General features: G+C 65.0%; 20 protein-coding genes. 9 read left to right on the top strand and 11 right to left on the bottom strand.

Translation table 11 applies throughout. The features are described 5' to 3' along the window. The first annotated feature begins 61 nt into the window (after positions 1–61). Together HAP48_RS29530 and HAP48_RS29525 are read left to right on the top strand one after the other, a co-directional pair. On the top strand, positions 62–289 hold the full coding sequence (locus HAP48_RS29530) for a hypothetical protein (RefSeq protein ID WP_224496669.1): 228 nt from the start codon (positions 62–64) through the stop codon (positions 287–289). Between the two features lie 199 nt (positions 290–488). Further along, entirely contained in the window at positions 489–1,226 is a 738-nt protein-coding gene (locus HAP48_RS29525) for an outer membrane protein (protein ID WP_166203276.1), read from the top strand. Between the two features lie 74 nt (positions 1,227–1,300). Here the strand turns inward: HAP48_RS29525 and HAP48_RS29520 are convergent, their stop codons facing one another. The 5 genes from HAP48_RS29520 to HAP48_RS29500 all read right to left on the bottom strand — a co-directional run bounded on the left by HAP48_RS29520 (position 1,301) and on the right by HAP48_RS29500 (position 9,095). Continuing rightward, positions 1,301–4,615, bottom strand: coding sequence for a carboxyl transferase domain-containing protein (locus HAP48_RS29520; protein WP_166203274.1), 3,315 nt, complete (start codon positions 4,613–4,615; stop codon positions 1,301–1,303). 137 nt (positions 4,616–4,752) lie between these two features. Further along, positions 4,753–6,201, bottom strand: a complete 1,449-nt coding sequence (locus HAP48_RS29515) for an amidohydrolase family protein (protein WP_224496668.1) — start codon at positions 6,199–6,201, stop codon at positions 4,753–4,755. 189 nt (positions 6,202–6,390) lie between these two features. After that, on the bottom strand, positions 6,391–7,416 hold the full coding sequence (locus tag HAP48_RS29510) for an ABC transporter substrate-binding protein (protein WP_166203272.1): 1,026 nt from the start codon (positions 7,414–7,416) through the stop codon (positions 6,391–6,393). Positions 7,417–7,461: 45 nt separating this feature from the next. Next, a complete protein-coding gene (locus HAP48_RS29505) occupies positions 7,462–8,238 on the bottom strand; it encodes an ABC transporter permease (RefSeq protein WP_166203270.1) in 777 nt (258 codons plus the stop codon). Between the two features lie 2 nt (positions 8,239–8,240). Then, entirely contained in the window at positions 8,241–9,095 is an 855-nt protein-coding gene (locus tag HAP48_RS29500; RefSeq protein ID WP_224496667.1) for an ABC transporter ATP-binding protein, read from the bottom strand. A 202-nt stretch (positions 9,096–9,297) separates the two neighbouring features. Between HAP48_RS29500 and HAP48_RS29495 the strand changes: the two genes are divergently transcribed. Then, on the top strand, positions 9,298–10,056 hold the full coding sequence (locus HAP48_RS29495) for a GntR family transcriptional regulator (protein WP_166203265.1): 759 nt from the start codon (positions 9,298–9,300) through the stop codon (positions 10,054–10,056). 403 nt (positions 10,057–10,459) lie between these two features. Here HAP48_RS29495 and HAP48_RS29490 read toward each other — a convergent pair whose 3' ends face one another. Both HAP48_RS29490 and HAP48_RS29485 read right to left on the bottom strand, forming a co-directional pair. Further along, positions 10,460–13,021, bottom strand: coding sequence for a fused MFS/spermidine synthase (locus HAP48_RS29490; protein ID WP_166203263.1), 2,562 nt, complete (start codon positions 13,019–13,021; stop codon positions 10,460–10,462). Between the two features lie 267 nt (positions 13,022–13,288). Next, a complete protein-coding gene (locus HAP48_RS29485; RefSeq protein ID WP_166203261.1) occupies positions 13,289–13,708 on the bottom strand; it encodes a nuclear transport factor 2 family protein in 420 nt (139 codons plus the stop codon). Between the two features lie 154 nt (positions 13,709–13,862). On the opposite strand from HAP48_RS29485, the gene HAP48_RS29480 reads away from it, so the two are divergent. Both HAP48_RS29480 and HAP48_RS29475 read left to right on the top strand, forming a co-directional pair. Then, complete coding sequence (locus HAP48_RS29480) at positions 13,863–15,122, top strand: amidohydrolase family protein (protein WP_166203259.1); 1,260 nt, start codon at positions 13,863–13,865, stop codon at positions 15,120–15,122. A 257-nt stretch (positions 15,123–15,379) separates the two neighbouring features. Beyond that, entirely contained in the window at positions 15,380–16,594 is a 1,215-nt protein-coding gene (locus HAP48_RS29475) for a mandelate racemase/muconate lactonizing enzyme family protein (protein WP_166203257.1), read from the top strand. Positions 16,595–16,757: 163 nt separating this feature from the next. Here the strand turns inward: HAP48_RS29475 and HAP48_RS29470 are convergent, their stop codons facing one another. The 3 genes from HAP48_RS29470 to HAP48_RS29460 all read right to left on the bottom strand — a co-directional run bounded on the left by HAP48_RS29470 (position 16,758) and on the right by HAP48_RS29460 (position 21,796). Next, a complete protein-coding gene (locus HAP48_RS29470) occupies positions 16,758–17,990 on the bottom strand; it encodes an ABC transporter substrate-binding protein (RefSeq protein ID WP_166203255.1) in 1,233 nt (410 codons plus the stop codon). Between the two features lie 106 nt (positions 17,991–18,096). Beyond that, positions 18,097–20,136 (bottom strand): hydantoinase/oxoprolinase family protein, encoded by a 2,040-nt coding sequence (locus HAP48_RS29465; RefSeq protein ID WP_166203253.1) that lies wholly within the window; start codon positions 20,134–20,136, stop codon positions 18,097–18,099. Between the two features lie 7 nt (positions 20,137–20,143). Then, positions 20,144–21,796: a hydantoinase B/oxoprolinase family protein gene (locus HAP48_RS29460; protein ID WP_166203251.1), complete on the bottom strand. Its 1,653-nt coding sequence runs from the start codon at positions 21,794–21,796 to the stop codon at positions 20,144–20,146. A 265-nt stretch (positions 21,797–22,061) separates the two neighbouring features. Here HAP48_RS29460 and HAP48_RS29455 point away from each other — a divergent pair, with 265 nt between their 5' ends. From HAP48_RS29455 to HAP48_RS29440, 4 genes are read left to right on the top strand one after another with little or no spacing between them, the layout of a single operon-like run. Then, positions 22,062–22,529 (top strand): DUF305 domain-containing protein, encoded by a 468-nt coding sequence (locus HAP48_RS29455; protein WP_166203249.1) that lies wholly within the window; start codon positions 22,062–22,064, stop codon positions 22,527–22,529. Positions 22,530–22,542: 13 nt separating this feature from the next. Beyond that, positions 22,543–23,988: a YncE family protein gene (locus HAP48_RS29450; protein WP_166203247.1), complete on the top strand. Its 1,446-nt coding sequence runs from the start codon at positions 22,543–22,545 to the stop codon at positions 23,986–23,988. Beyond that, the gene (locus HAP48_RS29445) at positions 23,985–24,512 is read left to right on the top strand and encodes an RNA polymerase sigma factor (RefSeq protein ID WP_166203245.1); all 528 of its coding nucleotides are present in this window, start codon (positions 23,985–23,987) and stop codon (positions 24,510–24,512) included. The genes HAP48_RS29450 and HAP48_RS29445 overlap by 4 nt, the downstream gene beginning before the upstream one ends. Then, positions 24,509–25,273, top strand: coding sequence for an anti-sigma factor family protein (locus HAP48_RS29440; RefSeq protein ID WP_166203243.1), 765 nt, complete (start codon positions 24,509–24,511; stop codon positions 25,271–25,273). The genes HAP48_RS29445 and HAP48_RS29440 overlap by 4 nt, the downstream gene beginning before the upstream one ends. A 94-nt stretch (positions 25,274–25,367) precedes the next feature. Here HAP48_RS29440 and HAP48_RS29435 read toward each other — a convergent pair whose 3' ends face one another. Continuing rightward, the gene (locus HAP48_RS29435) at positions 25,368–26,603 is read right to left on the bottom strand and encodes an MFS transporter (protein WP_166215251.1); all 1,236 of its coding nucleotides are present in this window, start codon (positions 26,601–26,603) and stop codon (positions 25,368–25,370) included. Positions 26,604–26,680 lie beyond the last annotated feature (77 nt).

The following is a 26,680-nucleotide window of genomic DNA, read 5'->3' as shown; positions in this document are numbered from 1 at the left end:
TTGATCCGCGAGCGCGATGATAGCCAGCTGGTACGTGACTTATGAAGTCCGCAAGCGTGGCTTGCTGCTGCTGCCGAAGGAGCGCAGCCCGCGCGTAACCAAGGCGTTTGCCACGGAAGAGGAAGCCAAGTCGTTCGCGCGCGCAAAACTGGAGGAGGGCCTGGTCGTGTTTGCCGGAACGATCAATCCTCACTCCCCGAGGCAATTGATCCATTCGGAAAGCATCGCCGGCTGGCTCGGTGACGAGGAAAGCGTACCGAAGGGTCGCATTCATCCCGAGGGTCAATAGATGGTCGGCCCCGCGCACCCCGCGCAGCGAAAAGAAAACTGGCTCGGATTTCTGATTGTCCTAGCGTGTTGCCATTTTGGCACACGCGTCCGGGGACCCTGCTTGTAGCCTTCAACGCGATCCGACGTGGATGGCTGCACCTCGCAGCCATCCGGGAGGCAACTTTCAGTGAATCATATTCGACCTGGGGGATGAATCGATGAAGAAATTTTTCCTTGCAGCGGCCGTGGCATTGAGCATGGCGACACCTGCTTCCGCCGCCGACATGGCCGTGAAGGCGCAGCCCGTACCGCTTCCACCGCCTGTCTACAATTGGACCGGCTTCTATATCGGTGCGAACGGCGGCTGGGGTGAGAGCCGCAATTGCTGGGGCTTCGTGCCCGTCGCCGGCGGCGTCATCCCCGACGGTTGCAGCTCACGTTCCGGGGGCGTTTTCGGTGGTCAGCTCGGCTATCGCTGGCAGGCCGGCCAATTCGTGTTCGGGCTTGAGGGACAAGGCGATTGGGCCGACCTGAAGGGCTCGCGCGTCAGCCTCATCAATCCGCTGTTCTCGACGACAACCAAAACCGACGGCCTCGGCCTTATCACCGGCCAGCTCGGTTGGGCCTGGGATGCAGCGCTGTTCTACGTGAAGGGCGGCGCCGCAGTGACGAGCAACCGATATGACATCTGGACCACGCTCGGCGGGGTTAACGTGGCCTCCGCGTCGTCGACCCGTTGGGGCGGCACGGTCGGCGTCGGTTTCGAGTACGGATTTGCTCCCAACTGGTCGGTCGGCCTGGAGTACGATCGCCTCTTCATGGGAGACGCCAACAACTCGTTCTCCGTCGTCAATCCCATCGTGGCCGGCGCTGCCAACCGGATCAGCCAGGACGTGGATCTGCTGACGATACGGCTGAACTATCGCTTCGGCGGGCCCGCCGTAGCCAGATACTGATTTAGCCACCTACGGACGTGAGCCCCGGCGTTCCTCGCCGGGGCTTCCTTCTGCGACTGAAGCGGAGAAGGCCTCTACCACGCATCAATACACGGACGCTTGCGGTGGGTCCGCGGCTCTGGCTTCGGCACCGAGCGGAGACCGGCCATGATCCAGTGCCTGGTGTCGGCGGGATCAATCACCTCGTCGATCTCGAGCACCGAGGCGATCGAAACCGCCTTGCCGTTGGCGTAGAGCTCGGCGACCTTGGTCTGGAAATACTTCTCGCGCTCGAGGGGGTCCGCGATCGCCTCCATCTCCTTGCGGAAGCCGAGGCGGACATAGCCTTCGAGGCCCATGCCGCCGAACTCGCCGGTCGGCCACGCCACCGTGAAGAACGAGGCATGGAAGCCGCCGCCGATCATCGATTGCGCGCCGAGACCGTAGCCCTTGCGCAGCACGATTCCGAACAGCGGCACCGTGATGCTGGCGCCGGTGACGAACATCCGCGCCACATGGCGCACGATCGCGGTCTTCTCGGCCTCGGGCCCGACCATGAAGCCCGGCGTGTCGCACAGCGAGACGATCGGGATGTCGAAGGCATCGCAGAGCTGCATGAAGCGCGCGGCCTTGTCGCCGGCCGCAGCGTCGATCGCGCCGCCGAGATGCTTTGGATTGTTGGCGATCAGGCCGAACGGCTTGCCTTCGATGCGGATGAACGCCGTGATCATGCCGACGCCGAAATCGCGCCGGATCTCCAGCACCGAGCCCTCGTCGGCGATCAGATCGATCACGTTGCGGATATCATAGACCCGCAGACGATTTTCCGGGATCGCGCGGCGCAGCAGCCGCTCGTCCGGCGCGGTCCAGTCCTTCACCGCGCCCTGGAAGTAGGACAGATATTTCTGCGCCACCGCCGTCGCCTCTTCCTCGTCCTCCACGAGGATGTCGATCACGCCGTTCGGCGACTGGAACGACACCGGCCCGACCTCGGCCGGATGATAGACGCCGAGCCCGCCGCCCTCGATCATCGCGGGGCCACCCATGCCGATCGAGGCATTCTTCGTCGCGATGATGACGTCGCAGACGCCGAGCATCGCGGCGTTGCCGGCGAAGCAATAGCCCGAGACCACCCCGATGACAGGCACAAGGCCGGAGAGTTTTGCGAACTGCACGAAGGACGGACCGTCGAGGCCGGTCATGCCGAGCCGGTCGGTATCGCCAGGGCGGCCGCCGCCGCCCTCGGCATAGAACACCAGCGGAAGCCGCCACTGCTCGGTCAGCGATAGCATGCGGTCGATCTTCTTGTGGTTCATATGGCCCTGGGTGCCGGCCAGCACGGTGTAGTCATACGAGATCACCATGCAGCGCGCGCCTTCGGGACCGAAGTCTTTCGCGTTGACGGTAGCAACGCCGGAGATCAACCCATCGGCCGGCGTGTTCTTGATGAGGTCCTCGACCTTGCGGCGGCGACGCTGCGCCGCGATCGCGAGCGAGCCGTACTCGACGAACGACCCCTCATCGACCAGCTGCGCGATGTTCTCGCGCGCGGTGCGCTGGTTGGTCTTGCGGCGGCGCTCCACCGAGGTCGGACGGTTCTCGTCGAGCGTGATCGCCTTGCGCGCGATCAGCTCGGCCAGATCAGGGCGGATGTGATCGAGATCGATCGCGGCCTCTTCCGCGGCGTGATGGCCATCGACTTCGGCGGGCTCGAGAAACAGGATCGGCTCGCCATGCATCAAGGTGACGCCGGGGCCGCCTGCGATCTTCGTCACCCGGCCGCCATGGGCTGCTGTGACGAGATGCTCCATCTTCATCGATTCCAGCACCGCGATCTGCTGCCCGGGACGGACCAGATCGCCCTCGGCGACCTCGATCGCCACGATCGTGCCCTGCAGCGGCGCGGGTACCGGAAGCGAGCCCTCGGGTGCCGCCTCAGTGGCGACGGCCTTCGTTGCCGCGGCCTCGCTCACCTCGGCTAGGGGCGCGGCGAGGTCCTTGGCCGTCCCGACCAGCGCCGCCACATGGGTATCGATGAAGTTCGTGCTGATCTTGTTCCGCGCAAAACTCTGATGCGCCAGGATTGCGCCGAGGAACGGGATGTTGGTGGCGACGCCGCCAATGCGGAATTCGCGCAGAGTGCGCGACGCCTTGTGCACCACGTCGGACCATTTTGGGCTTGGCGAATGCACGATGACTTTTGCCAGCAGCGAGTCGAACGCGGCGCTGGTCCGGTAGCCGGAATAGCCGAACGTATCGACGCGGACGCCGGGGCCGGACGGCAGGTCGAACACGGCGAGTGTGCCGCCGGTCGGCTTCGTCACGCCCTTCTCGTCCATCACCTCCATGTTGACGCGGAGCTGCATGGCATAGCCGCGCGGCAGCGGCACCGCGGATTGCGCCAGCCCAAGCGAGGCCAGCGTGGCGCCGGCGGCGACCGCGAGCTGCGAACGCACGAGATCGACACCGAGCACCGCCTCGGTGACGGTATGCTCGACCTGGAGCCGCGGATTGGCCTCGATGAAGGCGAAGGCGCCCTCACCTTCGCCTTTGCTTTCCTCCGCCTCGTCATCGACCAGGAACTCGAAGGTGCCGAGATTGTCGTAGCGCGCGGCTGACGCAAGCTGCTTCGCCGCCTCGATGATGCGGGCGCGCAGGCTCTCACTTAACGATGGGCTCGGCGCCACCTCGATGAGCTTCTGGTTGCGGCGCTGAATCGTGCATTCGCGCTCCCAGAGATGGCTGATCGCGCCGTGGCGATCGCCGATGATCTGCACCTCGATGTGGCGCGCCTTGCGGATCAGCCGCTCGACATAGACCGCATCATTGCCGAATGCCGCCTTGGCTTCCGACTGGCAGCGCGCATAGGCCTCGTCGAGCTTGGCTAAGTCCTCGACCACGCGCATGCCGCGCCCGCCGCCGCCGGCGATCGCCTTGATCATCACGGCGGCGTTGGCGCCGAGCGAGGCGAAGAAGGCTTTTGCCTCGTCGAGCGAGGTCGCGCCCGAGGTGCCGGCGATGACCGGCACGCCGCATTTCTTCGCGAGGTCCCTGGCCTTGGCCTTGTCGCCGAACAGATCGAGCGCTTCCGGGGACGGACCCACGAAAATGATCTTCTCCTCGGCACAGCGCCGCGCAAGCTGCGTGTTCTCGCTGAGGAAGCCATAGCCCGGATGCAGCGCATCGCAGCCCGCAGCCATGGCCACCGCGATCACCGCCTCGATGTCCAGATAGGCGCGCGCGCCGCGGCCGGGGATCTCGCAGGCATCGTCGGCGGCGCGGACATGCAGCGAGGCCGCATCATCGGCGGGATAGATGGCGACCGTGGCAAGGCCGCTCTCGGCCGCGGCACGGGCGATGCGGATCGCGATCTCACCGCGGTTGGCAATCAGCAATTTCTTGAAGGACATGATCGATTCCAGCCTCGCGCCTCTGTTTGAACTTGAAGCCGTGCGCCGAAAGTGATGCAAGTGGAATTTTCTTCCGTTTGACGGAATTCGCGCGGCCGACCGCGCTTGCCGCGCGATGCGAAGCGAATGCTCTCAGCTTAATTGCAGGTGAGTTGTGTCTCGAACCAGTCTTGCAACGATACTGAAAGACGCGGCCATGCGCGCAGCACATGCGCGTATGTAGCGGCGCTCGCGCGGTAGAGGCCGCGCAGCTCCTGCTCGATAGCAGGAAGGTCGACACCCACGCACCGGCCATTGCTGACGATGGTGCGTCCGTCGACGACCACGTCCCGGACCAGCGACGCATTGCCGCGCGCGAATAGCAAATCCAGCGGATCGGCCGGCAAGATCTGATCGCCCTCGAGGCGGTCGAGATCGATGCCGACGAAATCGGCCGGCGCACCGACGGCAAGCTCGCCTGTCCCCGGCGCACCGGTGACGCGGCGGCCGTTGCGGATCGCGAGTGCGAAGAACTCCTGCGCCGTCCAGGTACGCTGAAAGCCGAGACCGCCATGCATCATCTGCACCAGGCGCATCTCGCGCAGCACATCGTCATCCTCATCGAGCGCCAGACCATCGACGCCGACCGCGATCGCGCAACCGCAAGCGTGGGCCGCCGCGATCGGCGCCAGCCCGGAGCGCAGATGCAAATTGGAGGAGAAATTGGTGACAATCCGCGCGCCTGACGCCGCGATCATCTCGATCTCGTCGGGCCGGGCATGGATGCAATGCGCGAGCGTCAGCCGCTCCGAGAGAAAGTCGATGTCACGGAGATAGCGGACGATGCCATCGGGAAAATGCTCATCCGCCCAGGCGCGCTGATAGATCGTCTCGAGCAGATGCATGTGGATGCGGCGGCCGGTCTGCGCGGAATTGTCCGCAACCGCCTCCAGGAGCGGCTTCGAGCACCACTGCACCCCGGCGGGCCCCAGCTGCACGTCAACCATCGGCCCGCCGATCGCCGCCGCGATGGCGTCGGTCAGCTCGATATAGGCCTTCGGCGACATCGGCGCGCGGACGAACAGCTCTTCGATCGTCTTGCGATCGTCGCTGGCAAGAGCCGACAGCACCGGCTCGCCGTCGCCATAGACGATCGGGTTCTGGTCGCGCACCGCGATCGCAAAGGCGATGCGGATGCCGACATCGCCGGCGGCGCGCGCAATCGCTCTGGTCTCGTCGAGCAGCGGCACGGTGCCGCTCGGCCGGGTGTAATGCACCATCATCGCCGCGCAGCCGGCCTGCGCCGCGCGCGCCAGCGCCGAGGCCGCGGTGAGGTAGGGATCGACCGGCGTGCCGACCACCGTGCGCAGGATCCAGCTTTCCAGCGGGATGCCGACCGCGCCGAAGGCGGACGCCCGCGGGCGGGCGTGGTCGTGGGCGTTGACGAAGGCGGGGAGGATGAGGGAGCGCGGGGCGGACTCCGGTGCCGCGGATTCCGAGATGTCGGTGATAATGCCGCCATCGTGCCGGAGCACGACATTGTCGCGGGTGCCGCGGTCAGGACCGGAGAACAGGCGGGTTGTGGTGACGTCCGTTGTCATGGTCATCTTCTCCTCCGCGGACCCGCTTCACCTCTCCCGCTTGCGGGGGAGGTCGGATCGCATCGAAGATGCGATCCGGGTGGGGGCTCTCTCCACGATGTGACTCGTGGAGAGAGCCCCCACCCCGGCCCTCCCCCGCAAGCGGGAGAGGGAGAACACCGCCGACGAGGCGACGACTTGCCCGCGTCCCGAACCTCAATTCGCCGTATAAACCAGCTCCCGCTCCGCGCGCGGCGGCAAAAATTCGCGGGAGAACACTTCCGCCGGTGTCGGCGCGCGGGCGAGCTGGTAGCCTTCGACGATGAAGCCGATGTTGCGGACCATGCGATCATCCTTGATATCACCGACGCCGATGTCCTTCATCTCGGGCGAGACGATCAGCTTCTCGAAGGAATATTGCAGCCGGCGCTTCTCGACGTCGACATTGATCAGATTGTCATAGTTCAGCGCGGCCTTCATGCCGGCGTTCTGGTCCTTGGCCACCGCGATCGCGCCCTTGTTGATGGCGCGCACCAGGCCGGCCACCGCCTTCGGGTTCGATGCGATCAACTTGCGCGACACCATCACGCCGTTGGAATAGAGATCGAGCCCGTAATCGCCGAACGAGAACCATTTGAAGTCCTTGTCGGGATCCTGGCGGTTCAACACGAGATTGAAGTAGCTCGTGATGTTGAAGACCAGCGCGGCGTCGATGTCGCCCTTGATCAGCATCGGCTCCTGCAGGTTCGGCGCCATGTTGGAGATCTTGATCTTCTCGCCGTCGAGCCCGTTCTTGTGCACGAACACCGGCAGCAGCCGCGTGGTCGGCGTGCCCTGCGCGCCGCCGAGCGTGTGGCCCTCGAAATCCTTGATCGACTTGATGCCGCTCGAATTCTTGGCGACGATCGCGAACGGCGGCTGGTTCCACATCATGTAGACCATCACAGGCGCATCCTGCGGCCTGGTCGAGGCGTTCTGGATGATGGCGTTGACGTCGCCGAAGCCGGCGTCATAGGCGCCCGACATGATGCGCGTCACGGTCGCGCCGGAGCCCTCGCCCTGGTCGATCACGACGTTGAGGCCTTCCTCCTTGAAGAAGCCGTTATCCTTGGCATAGAAGAATGCGGCGTCCGATCCTTGCGTCTTCCAGCCCAGCGTGAACTTGATCGTGGTTTCCTCGGCACGCGCGGATCCCGCGACCAGAGCCAATCCCACGAGCACAGCGCCTATTGTCTTCAGCATGACGACCTCCTCAACTCCAGTGAACGGCGATGGACGAAACAATCTTCAGGTGACGATGGCGTTGTCCTTGCGCGTCGCCCAGCCCGTGACCTGGCCCTCGATCAGCGAGAACAGGACGTAAAGCGCGACGCCGAGGCCGGCGAGCACGAACAGCCCGGCGAACACCAGCGGCACGTTGAAATTGGAGGACGCGGTCATCATCACGTTGCCGATGCCGCGGTTCGAGGCGACGGTCTCCGACAGCACCGCACCGACGAAGGCGTAGGAGACCGCGACCTTCAGCGAGGCAAAGAAGAACGGCATCGTCCGCGGCAACCCGACGTTCCAGAGGATGTCGAACTTGCTGGCGCCGAGCGCCTTCAGGACGTCCTCGAGCTCGGGCTCGGTGGTGGCAAGGCCGGTGGCGATGTTGACGACGATCGGGAAGAAGCAGATCGACAGCGAGGTCAGGACTGCCGGCACCGTGCCGGAGCCGAACCACAGCACGAAGATCGGCACCACCGCGACCTTCGGGATCGAGGAGAACCCGACCAGCAGCGGATAGCAGGTGTCGTAGGCGGTTTTTGACACCCCGATCACGGCGCCGAGCGCGACGCCAAGCGCCACGCCGAGCACGAAGCCGATCATGGTGGTGACCAATGTCTGGATGATGTGCGGCCACAGGATCGGGAATTTCTCGAACAGCGTGACGAAGATCTGCGAGGGACGCGGCAGCACCAGATCCGACATTCCCGTCATCAGGCAGAACAGCTCCCAGGCGACGAAGAACAGCACGATCAGGCCTGCGGACCAGGCCTTCTGCCTGATATCGGACACGGACATGGTCAGGCTCCCTCGCGCGCAGCAGTGCGCGCATCGACGATGAAGGCGCGGAGTTTTTGGTTGAGCGCGACGAAATCGGGCTCGAAGGTCATCGCCACGGTGCGCGGGCGGGCGAAGTCGACGCTGGAGTCGTCGAGGATGCGGCCGGGCCGCGCGCTCATTACGCAGATGCGGTTGGCCAGGAAGCCGGCCTCGCGCAGGTCATGGGTGACCAGCAGCACGGTCGGTCTGTGCGTCATCCAGAGCGCTTGCAGGATTCCCCACAGCTCCTCGCGGGTGAACTGGTCGAGCGCGCCGAACGGCTCGTCGAGCAGCAGCATGCGCGGCTCGTGGATCAGCGCGCGGCACAGATTGGCGCGCTGGAGCATGCCGCCGGAGAGCTGCCAGGGATAGCGGCCGCCAAAGCCCTTTAGCCCGACCTGCTCAAGCAGCGCATTGGCCTTGTCGCGGAACGCGGTCTTGCGCAGCCGGCGGAACTGCGAGCGGAACGGCTCGACGATCTTCAGCGGCAGCATGATGTTCTTTTCGATCGTCATCCACGGCAGCATGGTCGGGTTCTGGAACGCCATGCCGACCCGCATCGCCCGCGCCGCGACCTCGCGGCCGCCGACGATGACGACGCCGGTGGTCGGCCGCACCAGGCCCGACACCAGCCGCAGGATGGTGGACTTGCCGCAGCCGGACGGGCCGACCAGCGCGACGAACTCGCCATCGGCGATCCGCAGCGTGGTTGTCGACAGAGCCGGCACGGCGCGGGCGCCGCGGCCGAACGTCACGGAGGCTCCCGACAACTCGATCGCGGTCGGCGCGGATCCGGCGGCAACAGGCTCGCCGGCAAATTCGGAGTTTGGTTGCATGCGCATCACAAGCAAAGTGCATGCAAGCTGGATGCCAGCGGCCGGCCTCTTGAAAATCAAGGAAATCGCGCGATCCGCAAGCAAAATGCGGGATTCCTTTTAGGCAATCGGTGGCCCAAACTGCATGCAATTCAGGCGCCCGATTGTTTCGCCGGTATGATAAAGAGGCGTTCGAAGCACCTTTGAAGAGGGATTCGCGGCAATGGCGGGGCGCGCCGATAGCAGCAAAACGGCTGAATCGTCAGACAAGGTCAGCGTGATCTGCCGCGCGCTGCGGCGCGCGATCATCGAGCAGGCGCTGGAGCCCGGCGCAAAACTGCCCGAGGATTCGCTCGGCGAGCGTTTCGGCGTCAGCCGCACCATCGCACGGCACGCGCTCGGGCAATTGGCCGCGGAAGGCCTGGTCGAGCTGCGCCGCAACCGCATCGCGGTGGTGGCGACGCCGAGCTGGCAGGAGGCGCGCGATGCCTTCGACATCCGCATCGAGCTGGAGCGGCTGGTGGTGCGGCAGCTCGCGGGCAAGCTGACCAAGGCGCAGGTCGCGGAACTCACGGCTCATGTCGATGCCGAGGATCGCGCCCGCGACGGCACCGACGCGGTCTCGATCCGGCTCGCCACCGAATTCCACATCCTGCTCGCCCAGATGACCAACAGCCCGATCCTGGTGCGCTATGTCAGCGAAGTCGCCTATCGCTGCTGCCTGACGCTGTCGCTGTACAGTCGGCCGCATTCAACGGAATGCGCGATCACCGAGCACCGCGCGATCATCGCGGCCCTGGTGAAGGGCGACGTCGCCAAGGTGATGGAGCTGATGCACCACCATCTGGATTCGGTGGCCACCCGCGCGCTGGTCGCGCCGAGCCCGCAGCGCGGCCGGGATCTGCTGGATATCCTGGCGCCCTATGCGGATGAGGCGAGCGGCGATCGGGTGGTGAAGCTGCCGAAGCTGGTGCGGCGTTAGCAGCTGCCGCTACTCTATCCCCGTCATCCTGAGGTGCGAGCCCTTGCGAGCCTCGAAGGATGCACGGCCCCGCCGGTGGCCGTCGATCCTTCGAGGGCCGCTGAAGAAGCGGCCACCTCAGGATGACGGGGAGAAAGTGAGCGCCCCCTACACCTCGATCCTCGCTGTACCAAAGCCCTCGGCGCTGTCGTTCCAGACGTCCATCTTGGCGATCTGCCTGCGGCCGACATAGCGGTTGCCTTCGAGCTGCTACTTTATCACCGTCATCCTGAGGAGGCCGCAACGCGGCCGTCTCGAAGGATCGGCGGCCACCGGCGGGGCCGTTCATCCTTCGAGGCTCGCAAGAGCTCGCACCTCAGGATGACGGTGATGGAGTCCTCACCTTGAGCCGGAGGCTACCCGATCACTCGCGCAGCTTGCGGTCCAGGAAGCCGACATAGGAATTGTCCGGCTGCAGTTTGACGGCCAGGCGAAGCGCTGCACGGGCGGCGGATTTGTCGCCGTCAGCCGTGGCTCTGTGCTCATCCAGAATCGCATCGGCCACCGTGCGCGCGGTGTCGAGGCGAGCCTCCTCGATGGACCTGTCGGCAAGATAGTCTTCCACGGGCTCGCGACGGCGCTTCAATTCGTCCACGCTGATCGAACTCAGCGGATACCAGTTATAATATTCGAGGCGCGGCCGATCGTCCGTGAGGCTCGGCACATCGCCGACAAAGGCCGCGAGTTTTTCATCAGCGGCGATGAATGTCGCCAGGAAATCCTCGGGCGAGCGCAAGCCGTTTGCCGTCAGGTCTTCAGCCACCGCGGGCGCGGACATCCGCATGGCGAGCGCGCGAGAGTCGATGTTCAAGGGTTCATCGGAAGCGATCGCCACGCCTTCCATTCTGGACGGCAGCCACAGCGAGACATGCTTGAACTGGCCCATCATGGCCTTGAGGATCATCTTTGGAAGAATGCCGCGGTTGAAGTCCAGCGGCACCCATTGCGCGAGAACGCCGCCGGGGCGCATCTTCTGCTTCGCCAGCGCATAGAATTCCTCGGTGTAGAGGTTGATCACGCCGGCGTCATGCGGTGGCGGGGGCTCGAGGGTGATGACGTCAAACGTCTCCTTGGTCCCCAGCAGGAAGTGGCGTCCGTCCGCGACGATCTGATGGACTTTGGGATTTTGATAGAACTGCTTGTTGATCGGCACGAAATGCGGCGCGAATTCGAAAACCGTCGGGGCTAGGTCGACCGCGTCGATGGATTTTAGTTCCTTGTGGGTGCTGACCGCACCCACCGTGGTTCCGGTCCCGATGCAGATCACGACAGCCGTTTCAACCGGGCCAGGGTGCAGCAGAATGGGATAGTGCCCCATCGCGGCCATGTAGCGCCTGCCCTCGGGACGGTTGTTGGCATAGCTTTTCGAGTTCACCACCAATTGCTGGTAAGTCCCCGCCGCCTTCTCGCGATACTCGACCACCGCAAATGTGGCCTGCCGGGTTTCTCGTAGCTCGAGGACATCAGCGCCTTCGATCGCGGTCAGGACCCGTTCCAGATAGTGTGGCGTGAGGAGCAGCAGCGCTACGGCGATGACGCTTGCGGCGATTGCCCCTTGCCGCCACAGGCTGCCTTCTCGCAGAAGACCCGGTTGCGATAGGGTCGTCGCGGCAAACAGCAGGACGTTCAGAACAATCAGTGCGGTGAGCGCCCCCTGGCTGCCCAGATAGGGAATCAGAAGGAATCCCGCAGCCAGCGAGCCGAGGACGCCGCCGATCGTGTTCAAGGCGTAGAGCGAGCCAATTCTGCGGCCCAGCGCGCTCATCTGCATCACAGTCAGTTCGCTGGCCAGCGGAAAACTGATGCCGATCAGCGTGGTCGGCAGCAGCAAGGCAACAGCGCAGATCAGGAAAAATGAAACATCGCCTCCCAGAAGCTCCTGCACCGGGACTGGCAGCAGGCTCGATACGATGGGAGACAGCACCGCTCCCACGACACGCGCCTTGCCGAGGATTGCGACGGTCAGCGTGGCCGCAACCGCGATCAGCAGCTGCGTCACGGCGAAGTATCGCAACAATTGATCCTTGCGGGGTGCGAGCGGCCTGGCGCAGATCAGCGCGCCGATCACCAGGCCCAGCAGGTAAACGCCGAGCATGCCCGAGAAGGCGTAAACACTCGACGTGCTGACATTGGTCAGGAAGCGGAACCAGACGACCTCATAGGCGATCGACACAAAGCCGGAGCACGCGAAGATCGCGATCAGGATGGACGTCCGGCCCTGCTCCGGTGCGGCGGTTTGCACTGGTGCTGTTGCCGTGACTGGCGATAGCGGGCTTGCGCTGCGCGCAACCAGCAGGGCCACGCCGCCGACGCAGATATACAGGGCCGCCGCAACCAGGCTCGATCCTGTGATCCCCCAGAGGCCCATCAAGACAAAGCCGACAACCAGCGTGCCGATGGCGGCGCCGAGGGTGTTGAACCCGTAGAGCAGGCCGATGCGATTGGCGAGGTCGGTTTGCGTGCGGGTCAGGAATTTTACGAGGAACGGCAGCGTCGCGCCCATCAGCATCGTCGGCAGCGACAGGATGGCGAGCGACAGCGTGACCATCAGCGGCAACCGGAATGGCGACTCCAGGTCCAGCATCGGCGACAGCCAGCCCACCCATGTCGACCAGTGCGACAGGAACGCGGTGACCGCCAAGGAAACGACTGCGAGGGCGAGTTCGAGAAACCCGTAGATCTTCAGGGGGCGGCTGACGGTGTCGGCGATCCGGCCGCCGAGCGCGCTGCCCAGCGAGAGGCCGAAAAAGAAGCTCGCCACCGTGACGCTGACCGAGACGGTCGCGCTTCCCAGCACGAATTGCAGTTGCTTGAACCAGAGAACCTGAAGGATCAGGGATGCCGCGCCCGATGCCAGAAAGATCGCGGTGACCAGCACCCGGTTCTTCAGGCCTATGGTGTCTAAAACACCATCACGATTGCGCACTGGACGGCTCTCCCGCTGAACGGGAGAACAGGTAAGGCAGATGCGGTTAATATTGCCCTTATGGGGCGGTGGACGAGGCGGGTGCAGAGCGGGCGGTGAAGCTGCCGAAGGCGGGGCGATGCTGACGACAGCCGCGCTCTATCACCGTCATCCTGAGGAGGCCGCAACGCGGCCGTCTCGAAGGATCGACGGCCACCAGCCGGGCCGTGCATCCTTCGAGACGCCGCTTCGCGGCTCCTCAGGATGACGGGAAAAGTGCGCTGCCGCCTAAGCCTCGATCCCCCGCTGCACCAGGATCCGCTCAGCGCTATCGTTCCAGACGTCCATCTTGACGATCTGGCCACCCCTGACCACGAAGCGGTCGATATAGCGGTTGCCTTCGAACGGTGTGCCGTCGATCCATTCGCCGTAGAGCGTGCCGACGCTGTAGACCACGGTCTCGCCCGCGCCGGGGCAGACGTCGAAGCGGTCCATCCGCTTCTTCACCCAGCGATAGCGCTTGGCATTGAAGCCGGTCGGCCCGCGCGGATGGTCGAATTCGCGCCCGCCGGTGAAGGTGATCACCGTATCAGGCTTCATGTAGGCCGCCGCCGCATCGGGATCGGGGATCATCGACGCGGTCAGATAGGCCTCGACGATCTCGGCATCGGACAGCGGGCGGGCATCGGCTTTGGCGGTGACGGACATGGCGGGTCTCCAAGGATTATCGAAACTCTACAATCCGACCGGCAAAGTGTATGCACATTTTTTGGACAATCTGACAAGCAAACTGCACACAATCTGGTGCTGCCGCTTCCCTGCCCTTCCGCTAGGCTCCGACCAACCTGAAATCCTGCTCTCAATGATTGCGAAACCTGCCTTCGACCTGGTCTTCCGTCATGCCGTGACGCGCACCTCCGCGTCGACGGTCGATATCGGCGTCGCCGACGGCTGGATCGCCGCGATCGCGCCGCACCTCTCCTGCGAGGCCGCCGAGATCGACCTCGAGGGGCGGCTGGCGCTGCCCGGCTTCGTCGACACCCATATCCATCTCGACAAGGCCTGCCTGCTCGGCCGCTGCGGCCACGACCATGCAAGCGTCGCTGACGCCATTCGCGCGGTGGCAGCGATGAAGCGCGACTTCACGGTCGAGGACGTTTATGCGCGTGGCGCAAAAGTGATCGAGCGCGCGATCACCGCAGGCACCACGCGGATGCGGACCCATGTCGAGATCGACCCGCGGATCGGGCTGCGTGGCTTCGAAGCGGTGAAGGCGCTGAAGCGCGACTATGCCTGGGCGCTCGATCTTTCTCTTTGTGTTTTCCCGCAGGAAGGCCTGACCAACGATCCCGGCACTGATGAGCTGCTGGTCGCGGCGCTCAACGACGGCGCCGAGGCGATCGGCGGCTGTCCCTATGTCGACACCGATCCGAACGCGCAGATCGCGCGCATCTTCGATCTGGCGCAACAGTTCGACATCGATGTTGACCTGCATCTCGATTTCGACCTCGATCCGTCCTGGTGGCACATGGAGGAGGTCTGCCGGCAGACCGAGCGGCGCAACTATCAGGGACGCGTCGCGATCGGGCACGCGACAAAACTCTCCGCGTTGTCGCCCGAGCGGCTGAAGGCTGCAAGCGCGCGCCTCGCCGCAGCCGGCGTCGCGGTCACCGTGCTGCCCGCGACCGACCTCTATCTGATGGGGCGCGATGCCACTCACAACGCCCCGCGCGGCCTCACCGCGGCGCATCGGCTCGTTGCCGATGGCGTGCTGTGCTCCGTTGCCACCAACAATGTGCAGAATCCGTTCACGCCGTTCGGCGATGCATCGCTGCTGCGGATGGCCAACCTCTATGCCAATGCTGCCCATGCCGGGATCGGCGAGTTCGACACCTGCCTCGACCTCGTCACCGAGCTGCCGGCGCGGCTGATGAATCTCAGGGATTACGGCATCGCAGTCGGCAATCCCGCCGACATCATCGTGCTCGACACCGACAGCGCAACCAACGCGATCGCCGAACTGCCCGACGTGCTCTTGGGCTTCAGGCGCGGCCGCAAGACGTTCGAGCGGCAAAAGCCGACGCTGTTCCGACCTGGCACCAGTCTCTCCCCGTCATCCTGAGGAGCCGCGAAGCGGCGTCTCGAAGGATGCACGGCCCCGCCCTTTCCGTGCTGCGAAAGCCGGGCCGTCGCCCCTTCGAGACGCGCGCAAGAGCGCGCTCCTCAGGGTGACGGAACAGCAAAGCGAGCTAACACCAACGTCCGTATGTCGCAGCACCAACCTGTACGCATTGTCGCCCTGCCCTGGCGCGAATTGACCCGTCCGCCGATCCGTTGTTGGTATCCGCCCAACACCAACAACAAGCCGGGCAGGAAATCATGGCCAAGTCCACCACGATCAAAAGCATCGAAACGCTCGCCTGCGATGCCGGCTGGCGAAATTATCACTTCGTCAAGGTGACGACGTCAGACGGGCTGGTCGGTTGGAGCGAATATGACGAGGGCTTTGGCGCGCCCGGCGTGACGGCCGCGATCGAGCGGTTGTCGGCGCGGGTGATCGGCAAGAACGCCTTCGAGCATGAACGGATCTATGTCGAGCTGTTTGCCGCGACCCGCCCCGCCGCCGGCGGCGTGGTGGCGCTGGCGTTAGGTGCCATCGAGAACGCGCTGCTCGACGTCAAGGCCAAGGCGCTCGGCGTGCCCTGCTACGATCTGCTCGGCGGCAAGATCCGCGACCGCGTGCGGGTGTACTGGTCGCACTGCGCGACCTGGCGCATCAATCATCCCGACTGGTACAAGCCGGCCATCACTGACCTCGACGGCGTCAAGGCGATCGGGGCCGAGGTGCGCGAGAAGAAATTCTCGGCGATGAAGACCAACATCTTCGTCTACACGGATGGCAAACCTGTGGGCTGGCGTCCCGGCTTCGGTGCGCCGTTCCAGCCCGAGATCAATGTCGACCGCACCGTGCTGCGCAATCTCTGCATGCACTTGGAGGCGATCCGCGACGGCGCGGGGCCGGATGTCGATCTGCTGCTCGACCTCAACTTCAACGCCAAGACCGAAGGCTATCTGAAGATCCTGCGCGCCATCGAGAAGATGGACATGTTCTGGGTCGAGATCGACACCTTCAACCCGCAGGCGCTCGGCTACATCCGCCGCCAGAGCCCGCACCCGATCTCGTCATGCGAGACGCTGCTCGGCTTGCGCGAATTCCTGCCCTACTTCAACGAGCAGGCGATGGACGTCGCGATCGTCGACACGCCGTGGAACGGGGTGTGGCAGTCGATGAAGATCGCCGCGGCCGCCGAGCATTTCGAGGTCAACGTCGCGCCGCATAATTTCTACGGCCACCTCTGCACTATGATGAACGCGCATTTCTGCGCGGCGGTGCCGAACCTGCGCATTATGGAGACCGATATCGATCGCCTGGCCTGGGACCACGAACTGTTCACCCACGTGCCGGAGTTTATCGACGGCCATCTCGTGATCCCCGATCGCCCGGGCTGGGGCACCGAGCCGAACGAGGAAGGCCTCCGCGCGCATCCACCGAAGAACAAGGGCGGGCTGTTGAATTATGGATTGAAGAAATAGGCGTTCACACTGCCAAACCCGTCATCCTGAGGAGCGCGTAGCGCGTCTCGAAGGATGCACGGCCGCCAGCCGGGCCGTCGACCCTTCGAGACGGCCGCTGCGCGGCCTCCTCAGGGTGACGGTGATGGACGCGCTCCGCGTACAGCGAAGCAAAAAGCGCGCCTCAATTATCATCCCGCACCGACGTGAACGCGCTATCGACCACGTCGCCGATCGGCTGCCAGGCGTTGCCGTCGAACTGCACCAGCCGCATCTGCTTGATCGGGCGGAAATCCTTCGGCCCGGTGTTGATCACGATCCCGGGCAGCGCGATCGGGCTTTGATAATCCTTCAGCGAGGCCGCCTGCCGCATGATGTTCTCGCGCGACAAATCGTCGCCGCACTGGCGCAGCACCTGCATCAGCGTGTCGGCGGCGGCGTAGCCGAACACGGCGTAGATGTCGTCCTTGTCGCCGTCGGGATAATACTTGTCCATGAAGGCGTCCCACGCCTTGATCTGCGGATCATCCTTCCAGGAGGCATCCCCGGCGTCCTTCAGGAACGAGGTCGAGATCACGCCGAGCGAGTTCTGCAGGCCGGCCGGCCGCAAGGCGCTGGCGATCGAGGCCGACGCATTGTCGAGGATGAACACCGGATGCCAGTCGAGGTCGGCCGCGACGCGGATCGCGCGCGCCGCGATCGCCGGCGCGCCGTCGAACACCAGGATATCGGCGCCGGAGCCTTTCAGGATTCCGATCTGGTTCTGGATCGAGGTCTCCGACGCGTCGAAGGCGAGATCGGCGACGATCATGCCGGCGGTGTCGCCGAGGCCCTCCTGCAATCCCCTGAACAGATCGCGGCCGAACTGGTCGTTCTGCCACAGCACCGCGATCTTGCGCGACGGATAGGCGGCCTGGATGTAATTGGCGTAGATCCGCCCCTCGGCGCGGAAGGTCGGCTGCCAGCCCATGGTCCAGGGAAACGTCATCGGATGCGCCCACTCCTCGTCGCCGGAGGCGACGAACAGCTGCGGGACCTTCTTCTCGTTGAGGTATTTTCGCGCGGCGAGGTTGCTCGGCGTGCCGAACGAGCCGAACATCAGGAGCACGTCCTGCTTCTCAACGAGATCGCGGGTCTGCTCGATCGCGGTCTTCGGATTGGAGCTGTCATCGACCGAGATGAACTTGACCTTGCGGCCGTTGATGCCGCCATGCTCGTTAACCATGTCGAAATAGGCCGCTTCCGCCCGCCCGATGGTCGCGAACGCAGCGAGCGGCCCGGTATAGGGCATGACGTTGCCGACGCGGATCTCGCCGCCGGCCGCTTGCGGCGCCTGCTGCGCGGCGAGCGGCGCCGCCGCGAGCATCGCGGCGAGGACAAGCAATATCGAACGCGCGGTTTGTCTTTTTGTTTGCATCAACATCGCCACAAACGCCGGCCACGGCCGGCGCTCCTCCCGGGGACGCGACCTTATCGCCCAAGGCGATGCCGGGAAAATGAAATGTTGATGGCGAAGGCCGGCCTCAGCGCAATGTTATGTCGAGCCAGCCGAGCGGATTCACCGCGACGCGGTCGCCATCGCCGACCAGAACCGTGGTGGTTTCGGCCTCAGTGATCGCCGGACCGGCCAGCGAATGGCCCGGCTTGAGATCGTCGAGCGCATAGACCGGCACCTCGCGCCAGGCACTGAGCCAGGCCTGCCGCTTGCCGCGCGGCGCACAGGGCACAGCTGACGCGGCCTGGCCGACATCGCCGCCGCCGCGCGCAACCTTGCCGACCGCGGCGACACGGGCATTGACGAACACCACCTCCTGCCCGCGCGAGGCATAGGTGTAGAGCTCCTCGTGGCGGCGATGGAAGCGCTCCTCGATCTGCGCGACAAGGTCGGCGGCGCCGAGATCGAGGTCGCCGAGCGGCACGTCGATCTCGAACACCTGCTCGCCGTAGCGCATCTCGGCCGAGCGCTCGATTGCGATATCGCCCTTGAACCAGTCGCGCAGCCGGCCGGCCGCCTGCTCTTCCAGCCCGGCGAACAGCGCCCGCACCTCATCGGCGGAAATCCGACCCGCGCCGTAATGGGTGCGGCTGACCTCGTAACGCAAATCGCTGGTCAGCATGCCCCAGGCCGACAGCACGGAAGCGACCGTCGGCACGATGATGCGCTTGATCTCGAGCTCGCGCGCGACCTCGGCGGCATGCATCCCGGCGGCGCCGCCGAAGCTCAGCAGCGCGAAGCGCCTCGGATCGACGCCACGGCGCAGCGTCATCAGGCGGATGCCGTCGGCCATCTTCAGATTGATCATCTTGTAGATGCCGGCGGCAGCCTCGATCCGCGACAGCTCCAGCGCTTCGGCGATCCGATCGACGGCTGCTTCCGACGCCGCACGATCGAGCGGCCGCGCGCCGCCCATGAAGGCGGCGGCATCGAGATAGCCGAGCACGACATTGGCGTCGGTGACGGTGGCAGCTAGGCCGCCATTGCCATAGCAGGCCGGGCCCGGCACCGAGCCCGCGCTCTCCGGGCCTACGCGTAGCGTGCGGCTGCCGTCGACACCGGCGATCGAGCCGCCGCCGGCCGCGATGCTGGCGATATCCAGGCTGCGCAGCGCGATGCGCTGGCCCGCCAGCATGCCGTCGGCGGAGAGCGAGGCCTCGCCGTCGGCGATCAACGAAATGTCGGTCGAGGTGCCGCCCATGTCGAACGGCACGAGGTCGGGAATCCCAAGCATCTCCGCGCAGCGGCGGCTGCCGGAGATGCCGCCGGCCGGGCCCGACAGCACGGTGCCCGCGGCGAGCCGCGAGGCTTCCTCCACCGGCGCCATGCCGCCATGCGACAGCACCACGAACAGCGAGCCGGCAAAACCGGCTTCATGCAGGCTGCGCTCGAGATTGGTGAGATAGCGCCGCACCGTCGGCTCGACATAGGCGTTCACGATCGTGGTCGAGACGCGCTCATATTCCTTGATCTGCGGCAGCACGTCGCTGGAGCGCGACACGCTGACATCGGGCAGCTCCCTGGCGAGCCGCTCGACCGCGGCGAGTTCATGCGCCGGGTTGAGATAGGCGTGCAGGAAGCAGACCGCGACCGAGTTCGCAGCCGATCGTTTCACCTCGGCGATGACCTCGCCGAGCGCGGCGGCATCCAGCGCAACCGCGGCGCTGCCGTCGGCCTTCAGCCGCTCGCGCACGCCAAAGCGGCGCTCGCGCGGCACCAGCGGCTCGGGCGGCGGTGTACGCAGATCGTAACGATCCGGCTTCAGCCCTTCGCGCATCTCGACGACGTCGCGATGGCCCTCGGTGGTCAGCAGCGCAACCCTGGCGCCCTTGCGTTCCAAGAGCGCGTTGGTCGCAACCGTCGTGCCATGGACCAGGCGATCGGTCGCGGCAAGCATCGCCGCGCGCGTCACGCCGAGCCGACGCGCCAATTCTTCCAGTCCCGCCATGACGCCGATCGACTGATCGGCCGGCGTGGACGGCGATTTCGCGAAAACCGTGCGCCCGGTTTTGTCAGTTACAACCAGGTCGGTGTAGGTGCCGCCGACGTCAACTCCAATCGTGTACATCACTTGCCTATACCGCCTTCGAAACCAGACCTTGGGCTGCGTCGCGCTTCCGCGCCTCCGCCGATCGCTTCTCCGGCGGCCCCCAGCCGCCGCCACCGGAGGAGCGTATCTCGAGGCAGTCGCCGGGACGCAGCTCGATGCCGACCTCCTTCGTCTTCAATACGCGCGGCTCGCGGCCTTCCGACAAGAGACGATAGAGATGCGGCTCGCCGTCCTTGCCGCCGAGCATGCCGCAGGGGCCGTGACGCGCGCCGTCGCCGGCGGTGTTGCCCTTGGCGGGCTTCTGCGTCTCCAGCACCATGTCGAGCGCGACGCCGAGGCCGCCGCGATGCTGGCCGTCGCCGCCGGAATCCGGCCGGAATTCGTGCTGACGGAAATGCAGCGGGAAGCGCACCTCGGCAACCTCGATGCTGCCGAACTTCAGGCCACCGACCGAGTGCCACTCGCCGATCGAGGAATAGCCGTCGCCGCCGGGCGATGCGCCGCCGCCGGGCCGCGCCTGGAACATGTGCCAGATGAAATTGCGACCGTTGCGCGGATCCTCGCCCTGGATCGCGATGCGGAATCTCCGGCCCCAGCCGCCCATCACGCGGTCCGGACAGGACGCCGACATCGCCTTGATGATCGCTTCGACGATCTCGTTGGATGGATGGCTGGTGCACAAGGTCACGGGACGGCCGGGATCGGCCCACACGATGGTGCCCTGCTTTGCCACTACCTTCAGCGGCCGCAGCGCGCCGGTGTTCTTGGGGATGTCGGCATCGATCAGATAGGCAAAGGCCATCGCGACCGCAGCCTGCATGTTGGCGTGCGAGGAATTGACAAAACTGGTCGACTGCGGATCGGAGCCGGTGAGATCGACCTCGATGTCGCTGCCCTTCTTGGTCACCTTGGCCGCGATCTTGATGTCGGTGCGGCCGTGGCCGTCATCGTCGAGCAGCGCCTCGCCGTAAAACACGCCGTCCTTCCAGGAGGACACCACGGCGCGGGTCTGCTGCTCGGTGGCATCGAGAATGGCCTCGATCGCAGCTTCGACCGTCTCGGCGCCGAACTCGTTGAACAGCTTTGACACGCGGCGCTCGCCGAGATGCGCGGCGCCCAGCATCGCGGCGAGGTCGCCGCGGAATTCCCTGGGGTTGCGGATGTTCAGCGCCAGAAGGTCGAGCAGATCCTCGCGTGGCTTGCCGGCCTCGTAGAGCTTGATCGGCGGAATGCGGATGCCTTCCTGGTAGATCTCGGTGGCGGCCGGATTGTAGGCGCCGTGGGTGGCACCGCCGATGTCGCTCTGATGCGCGCGCACGATGGTCCAGAGCAGCCGCTTGCCGCCATCGAACACCGGCACGAAGGCGGTGAGGTCAGGCAGATGGCTGCCGCCCTGATAGGGATCGTTGAGCAGGATGACATCGCCCGGTGCGACATCCTTGAACCGTTCCTCGACCGCGAGCGTCGCCCACGGCAAGGCGCCGACATGCACCGGGATGTGATCGGCCTGTGCGATCAGCCGCCCGCCCGTGTCGCAGATCGCCAGCGAAAAATCGCGGCTGGAATTGAGGATCTGCGAATAGGAGGTGCGAAGCATGGCTTCGCCCATCTCCTTCACGATCGACGACAGGCGATGCTGGACGACGGAGCGGGTGATTGGATCGATCTTGGCGGACATCTTGGCCCTTGTTGGCGTCCGGATGGCGCGGAGAGGATCGGGGAACCGGCCCACCGGAACCGGAATTCCTTCTTATAGCCAGCGGCTTGTCGAGCGCAAACCGGCCGGCTCGGCCGCAGCGGGTCATTCCGTCGATCAGCAAGTCGTGATCGAGAAGAAACCACCGGGCGACGGAATAGAACTCACGCTGCTGCGTCCCACCCATGCAAGCCGGCCCCGAGGCCGGACCGCTCGGGCTTCCCCGACAACCCCAGGGTAAACGTAGATGCTTCCTCGATCCTTCAGATCCGCTCTCGTGCCGCTCGGCCCGTCCGTTCTGCTCGCCTTTGTCGCCGCCGCGGCGTTCGCGCAGGACGCCCATCATCCGGCCCAGACCGCGCAGTCGACTGAGGAGAGCGCCTTCCTCGCGGAAAACGATGCCGCGATGACCAAGATGATGAACGACATGGCCGCCAAGCCAAGCGGCGATATCGACCGCGACTTCGTCGCGATGATGACGCCGCATCATCAGGGCGCGATCGACATGGCCGTGATCGAGCTCCGCTACGGCAAGAACGAGCAACTGCGCCGGATCGCGCAGGAGATCATCGTCGAGCAGCAGCAGGAGATCGACGCCATGAAGCTCGCGATCGGTGATCCGGTGACGGCATCCGCGCCCGCGCCGACGCAGCCGAGCCCGGCGCCCGCCGCCGCCCACGATCACATGAACATGTCCCACGGAATGAAGAACTAGGAGTTTTCGAACGATGAACCGTCAAGTCCTGAAGTGCCTGCTGGCCACGACCGTGCTGGCGATATCGAGCTCCGCCTTCGCCGGACAGGCGCCGGGCGCGGCATCCTCGCCCGACATTGCGATCAGCCATCACGACCGCGTCTATGCCGCCGAGCAGTTCTCGAACACGGTGTCCGTCACCGACCCGGTCGACAACAAGCTGCTCGGCGTGATCCGGCTCGGCGATCCGCAGCCGGGCAATTTCAGCCCGCTCTACAAGGGACAGGTGCTGGTTCACGGCATGGGCTACTCACCCGATCATCAAACCCTTGCGGTGGTGTCGATCGGCTCCAACTCGGTGACCTTCATCGACACGGCGACAAACTCGGTCAAGCACACCACTTACGTCGGGCGCTCGCCGCACGAGGCCTTCTTCACGCCCGACGGCAAGGAAGTCTGGGTCACCGTTCGCGGCGAGAACTACATCTCGGTGATCGACGCAAAGACGTTCAAGGAAACGATGCGGATCGAGGTGCCGGCCGGACCGGGCATGCAGATATTCTCGCCGGACGGCAAGTACGGCTACATCTGCTCGTCGTTCAATCCGGAGACCGACGTGGTCTCGGTGGCCGACCATCAGATCGTGGCGAAGGTGAAGCAGGAAAGCCCGTTCTGCCCGAACATCGCGGCGACGCCCGATGGCGAGCAGGTGTGGTTCACGCTGAAGGATACCGGCAAGACGCAGGTGTTCAACGCAAAACCGCCGATCAAGACCATCGACACCGGCCCGATCACCAATCACGTCAATTTCGCCAAGACCTCCAAAGGGACCTTCGCCTATGTGACCATCGGCGGCACCAACCAGGTCAAGGTGTTTCGAACCGACGACTTCTCGGAGGTCGCGACCATTCCCGTCGGCAATCTCCCGCATGGCGTCTGGCCATCCGGCGACGGCACGCGGATCTATGTTGGTCTCGAGAATGCCGATGCGCTGGCCGCGATCGACACCGCGACCAACAAGGTGATCGCCAACATCCCGATCGGCCAGGCGCCGCAGGCGATCGCCTATGTGCCGAACGCTGCGACGAATCCGGATGATCGCCAGAACCTGCAGGCGCTTGGCGTCGCCGGCCAGGCCGCCCACCTCGCGCTCGCGCCGAAGAGCACCAAGGGTGACAAGCCGCCGACCAGCGTCTCGCTGTTCGACCAGGGGCTGATCCAGGTGCTGCAGGCATCGGTCACCGGGCTCGAACCCAAGCAGCACTACGTGCTAGGATTGGCCGAACGTGCCGATGGCACGGGATCGGTGGAGCCTCTGGCAGCCTTCATGACCAATCCCGCCGGCTCCGCCATCGTCAACGTCACTGGACCGATCCGCCAGATCGTGCAGAACTCGGCGAAGGCCGAACGGCGCTATCTCGTGATCGCTCTCGGCGACGCGGCCAAGCTCGGTCCGGTCATCCAGGTGCAAACGCCATGAACGACATGCTGCGCCTGGTCGAGCCGCTGATACCCGCCTTGCGGCGGTATGCGCGGGCCCTGGTCCGCGACCACGCGGCGGCCGACGACCTGGTGCAGGACTGCCTCGAGCGCGCCGTGATTCACTGGGAGCAGCGGCGGTCGGACAATCCGCGGCCGTGGCTGTTCGCCATCCTGCATAATCTCGCCATCAACCAGTTTCGCCGCGCAACCGGGCGCGGCGTCCATGTCGCGATCGACGAAACCAACGAGGATACATTCGGTCAGGAGGCGGAACAGGAGCATAAGGTGATGTATCGCGATGTCATGGCGAAGCTCGCGAGGCTTCCACATGACCAGCGTGCGGTGCTGCTGCTGATCGGCGTCGAGGATCTGTCCTATGCCGATGCCGCGAAGGTGCTCGGTGTGCCGATCGGCACGGTGATGTCGCGCCTGGCGCGCGCCCGCGAGCGGCTACATCACGAGCTGGAGGGGACCTCAGGCCAGCCGGATCATAATATCGTGCAATTGCGGAACAGGACATGAGCAATCGACCCATTACCGAAGACGATCTGCACGCCTATGTGGATCGCGCGCTCGAGCCGGAGCGCGAGGCGGAAGTCGGTGCCTATCTGGAGAAGCATCCTGATGTGGCCAGGCGCATAGAAGCCTACTCCGGTGAGCGTAACCTTTTGCGATCGGCACTGCTGCCGATTGCCGAGGAGCCGCTGCCGCCGCAGCTCAACCTCGCCAGGATGATCGAGAGCCCGCGCCGCCGTCCCGCGTCATGGCGCTGGGCCATCGCGGCCATGCTGATGCTCTCGATCGGCGGCCTCGGCGGCTGGGTGATCCGTGGCGCGACACTGGCGCCGGCCGGCGGGATTGCAGCGCTCGCTGAGGAAGCGAGCGATTCCTACAAGGTGTACGCCTCCGATCGCACGCGGCCGGTCGAGCTGCGCGACAGCGCCGAGCTTGTGCAATGGGTCTCCAACCGGTTGCGTCAGCCGGTCAAGCTGCCGGACCTGACGAAGTCGGGCTATCGCTTCATGGGCGGACGCGTGGTGCCGACCGCGCACGGCCCTGCGGCGATGTTCATGTACGACGACGATCGCGGCGACCGGCTTGTGGTCCTGACCCGTCCGATGACGTCAGACAAGAACGCAGCGATGGCCCCGCATTCGGGCGGTGACGTCGCCGGCCTGTCCTGGGCCGACGATGGCACCGGCTACAGCCTCGTGGGGTCACGCGGGCTCGATGCCTTGAAACCGCTTGCCGACGAAATCCGCAAGCAGGCGCAGACGATCTAAAGCGTTTTCGAGCGAAGTGGACGCCGGTTCGCGTGAAGAAAACGCGTCAAACAAAAACTGGAGCATCGGTTCTGATCCAATCAGGACCGATGCTCTAAGGTCTGGTGTAAACCAGGAACAACACGATCCCGATCACCAGCGCGCCCGCAATGAACAGCAGCACCGCCGGCAGTCCGAACAGCGCCGCGACGCCGGCGGTGCTCGATTGCAGCAACGCCGCGCCCAGGAAGAAGGCGAGATTGACCGACGACAGCGCCTTGCCGGTGTTCTGGGCGTCGACCAACTGCCGCGTCATGCCGTAGATCAGCGGCTGCGCCGAGGTCGCGAGCCCGATCAGGATCAGCAGCACCAGATCATATTGCGACGGCATCACGGCGACGCCGAGCAGGTTGGAGACCGGAAAATGCGGTGCGCCGGCCGCCATCAGCACGAGCAACAGCGCGGCGACGGCATGCGTTGATGCCACCATGGCGCGGCGGTGCCCGAACTTGCGATCGAAGGCGCCGATGCAGGCCGGGCCAACGATCATCGCCAGCGTGAACAGGCCGAGCACATTGCCGGCCTCGATGCGGCTCAACCCCTTCACATCCATCAGCCACGGCCCGCCCCACAGGCCGCGCAGCACCAGCGAGGCGCCGAGCGACACCAGCGACAGGGCGATCAAACCGCGCAGGCCGCGCGACAGGCCGAGCCGCAGCACCTCGGCCATCTGCTGCAGCGGCGAGGAATCGTCCGCATGCGCTGCCGGCTGCCGCGGCACCAGCGCGAACACCGCGATCAGCACCGCAATGCCGAAACCGGCCGAAACCCAGAAGCCGGCGCGCCAGCCGAACTGGTCGACCACGAAGGCCAGCGGGCTCGCCGACAACAGCATTCCGATATTGCCGATCGAGAGGATCAGGCCGGACCACAGGCCGAACTTCGCCGCCGACATCTGCTTGGCCGCAAGCGTCATCGGGCACATCAGCATGCCCGAGGTGGCGACGCCGAGCATGAGTTGCCCGAGCACGAAGCTGGCAGGACCCGTCGCAATCGCCGAGACCAGCGTTCCGACCACGGTACCGGCGAGCAGGCTCAGCGACACCGGCCGCACACCAAAACGGTCCATCGCGGCACCGACCGGGATTTGCGAGGCGGCAAACGAGAAATGATAGATCGAGGTGAGGCTCGCCAGCGCCTGCGGCGAGGTGCCGAAATCCTGCGCCATCAGATCGAGGCTGATCGCCGGGATCGTGCGCAGCAGCGTCGACAGCATGTGGCCAGAAGCCAACGCCAGAAGCGCAAGAACCAAAGCGCGGAAACCGATCCCCGCCTCTTCCTTCGTCACCACGCCATCCACGAATCGCCTCTTCCCCGAGCGCTTTCAGGAGGGCGTAACATTATTGGGCTGATGGTGCCAATCAGTTA

It is taken from the genome of Bradyrhizobium septentrionale (genome assembly GCF_011516645.4).
GTDB classification, from domain to species: Bacteria; Pseudomonadota; Alphaproteobacteria; order Rhizobiales; family Xanthobacteraceae; genus Bradyrhizobium; species Bradyrhizobium septentrionale.
This window is presented reverse-complemented; position numbering and strand designations above follow the sequence as displayed.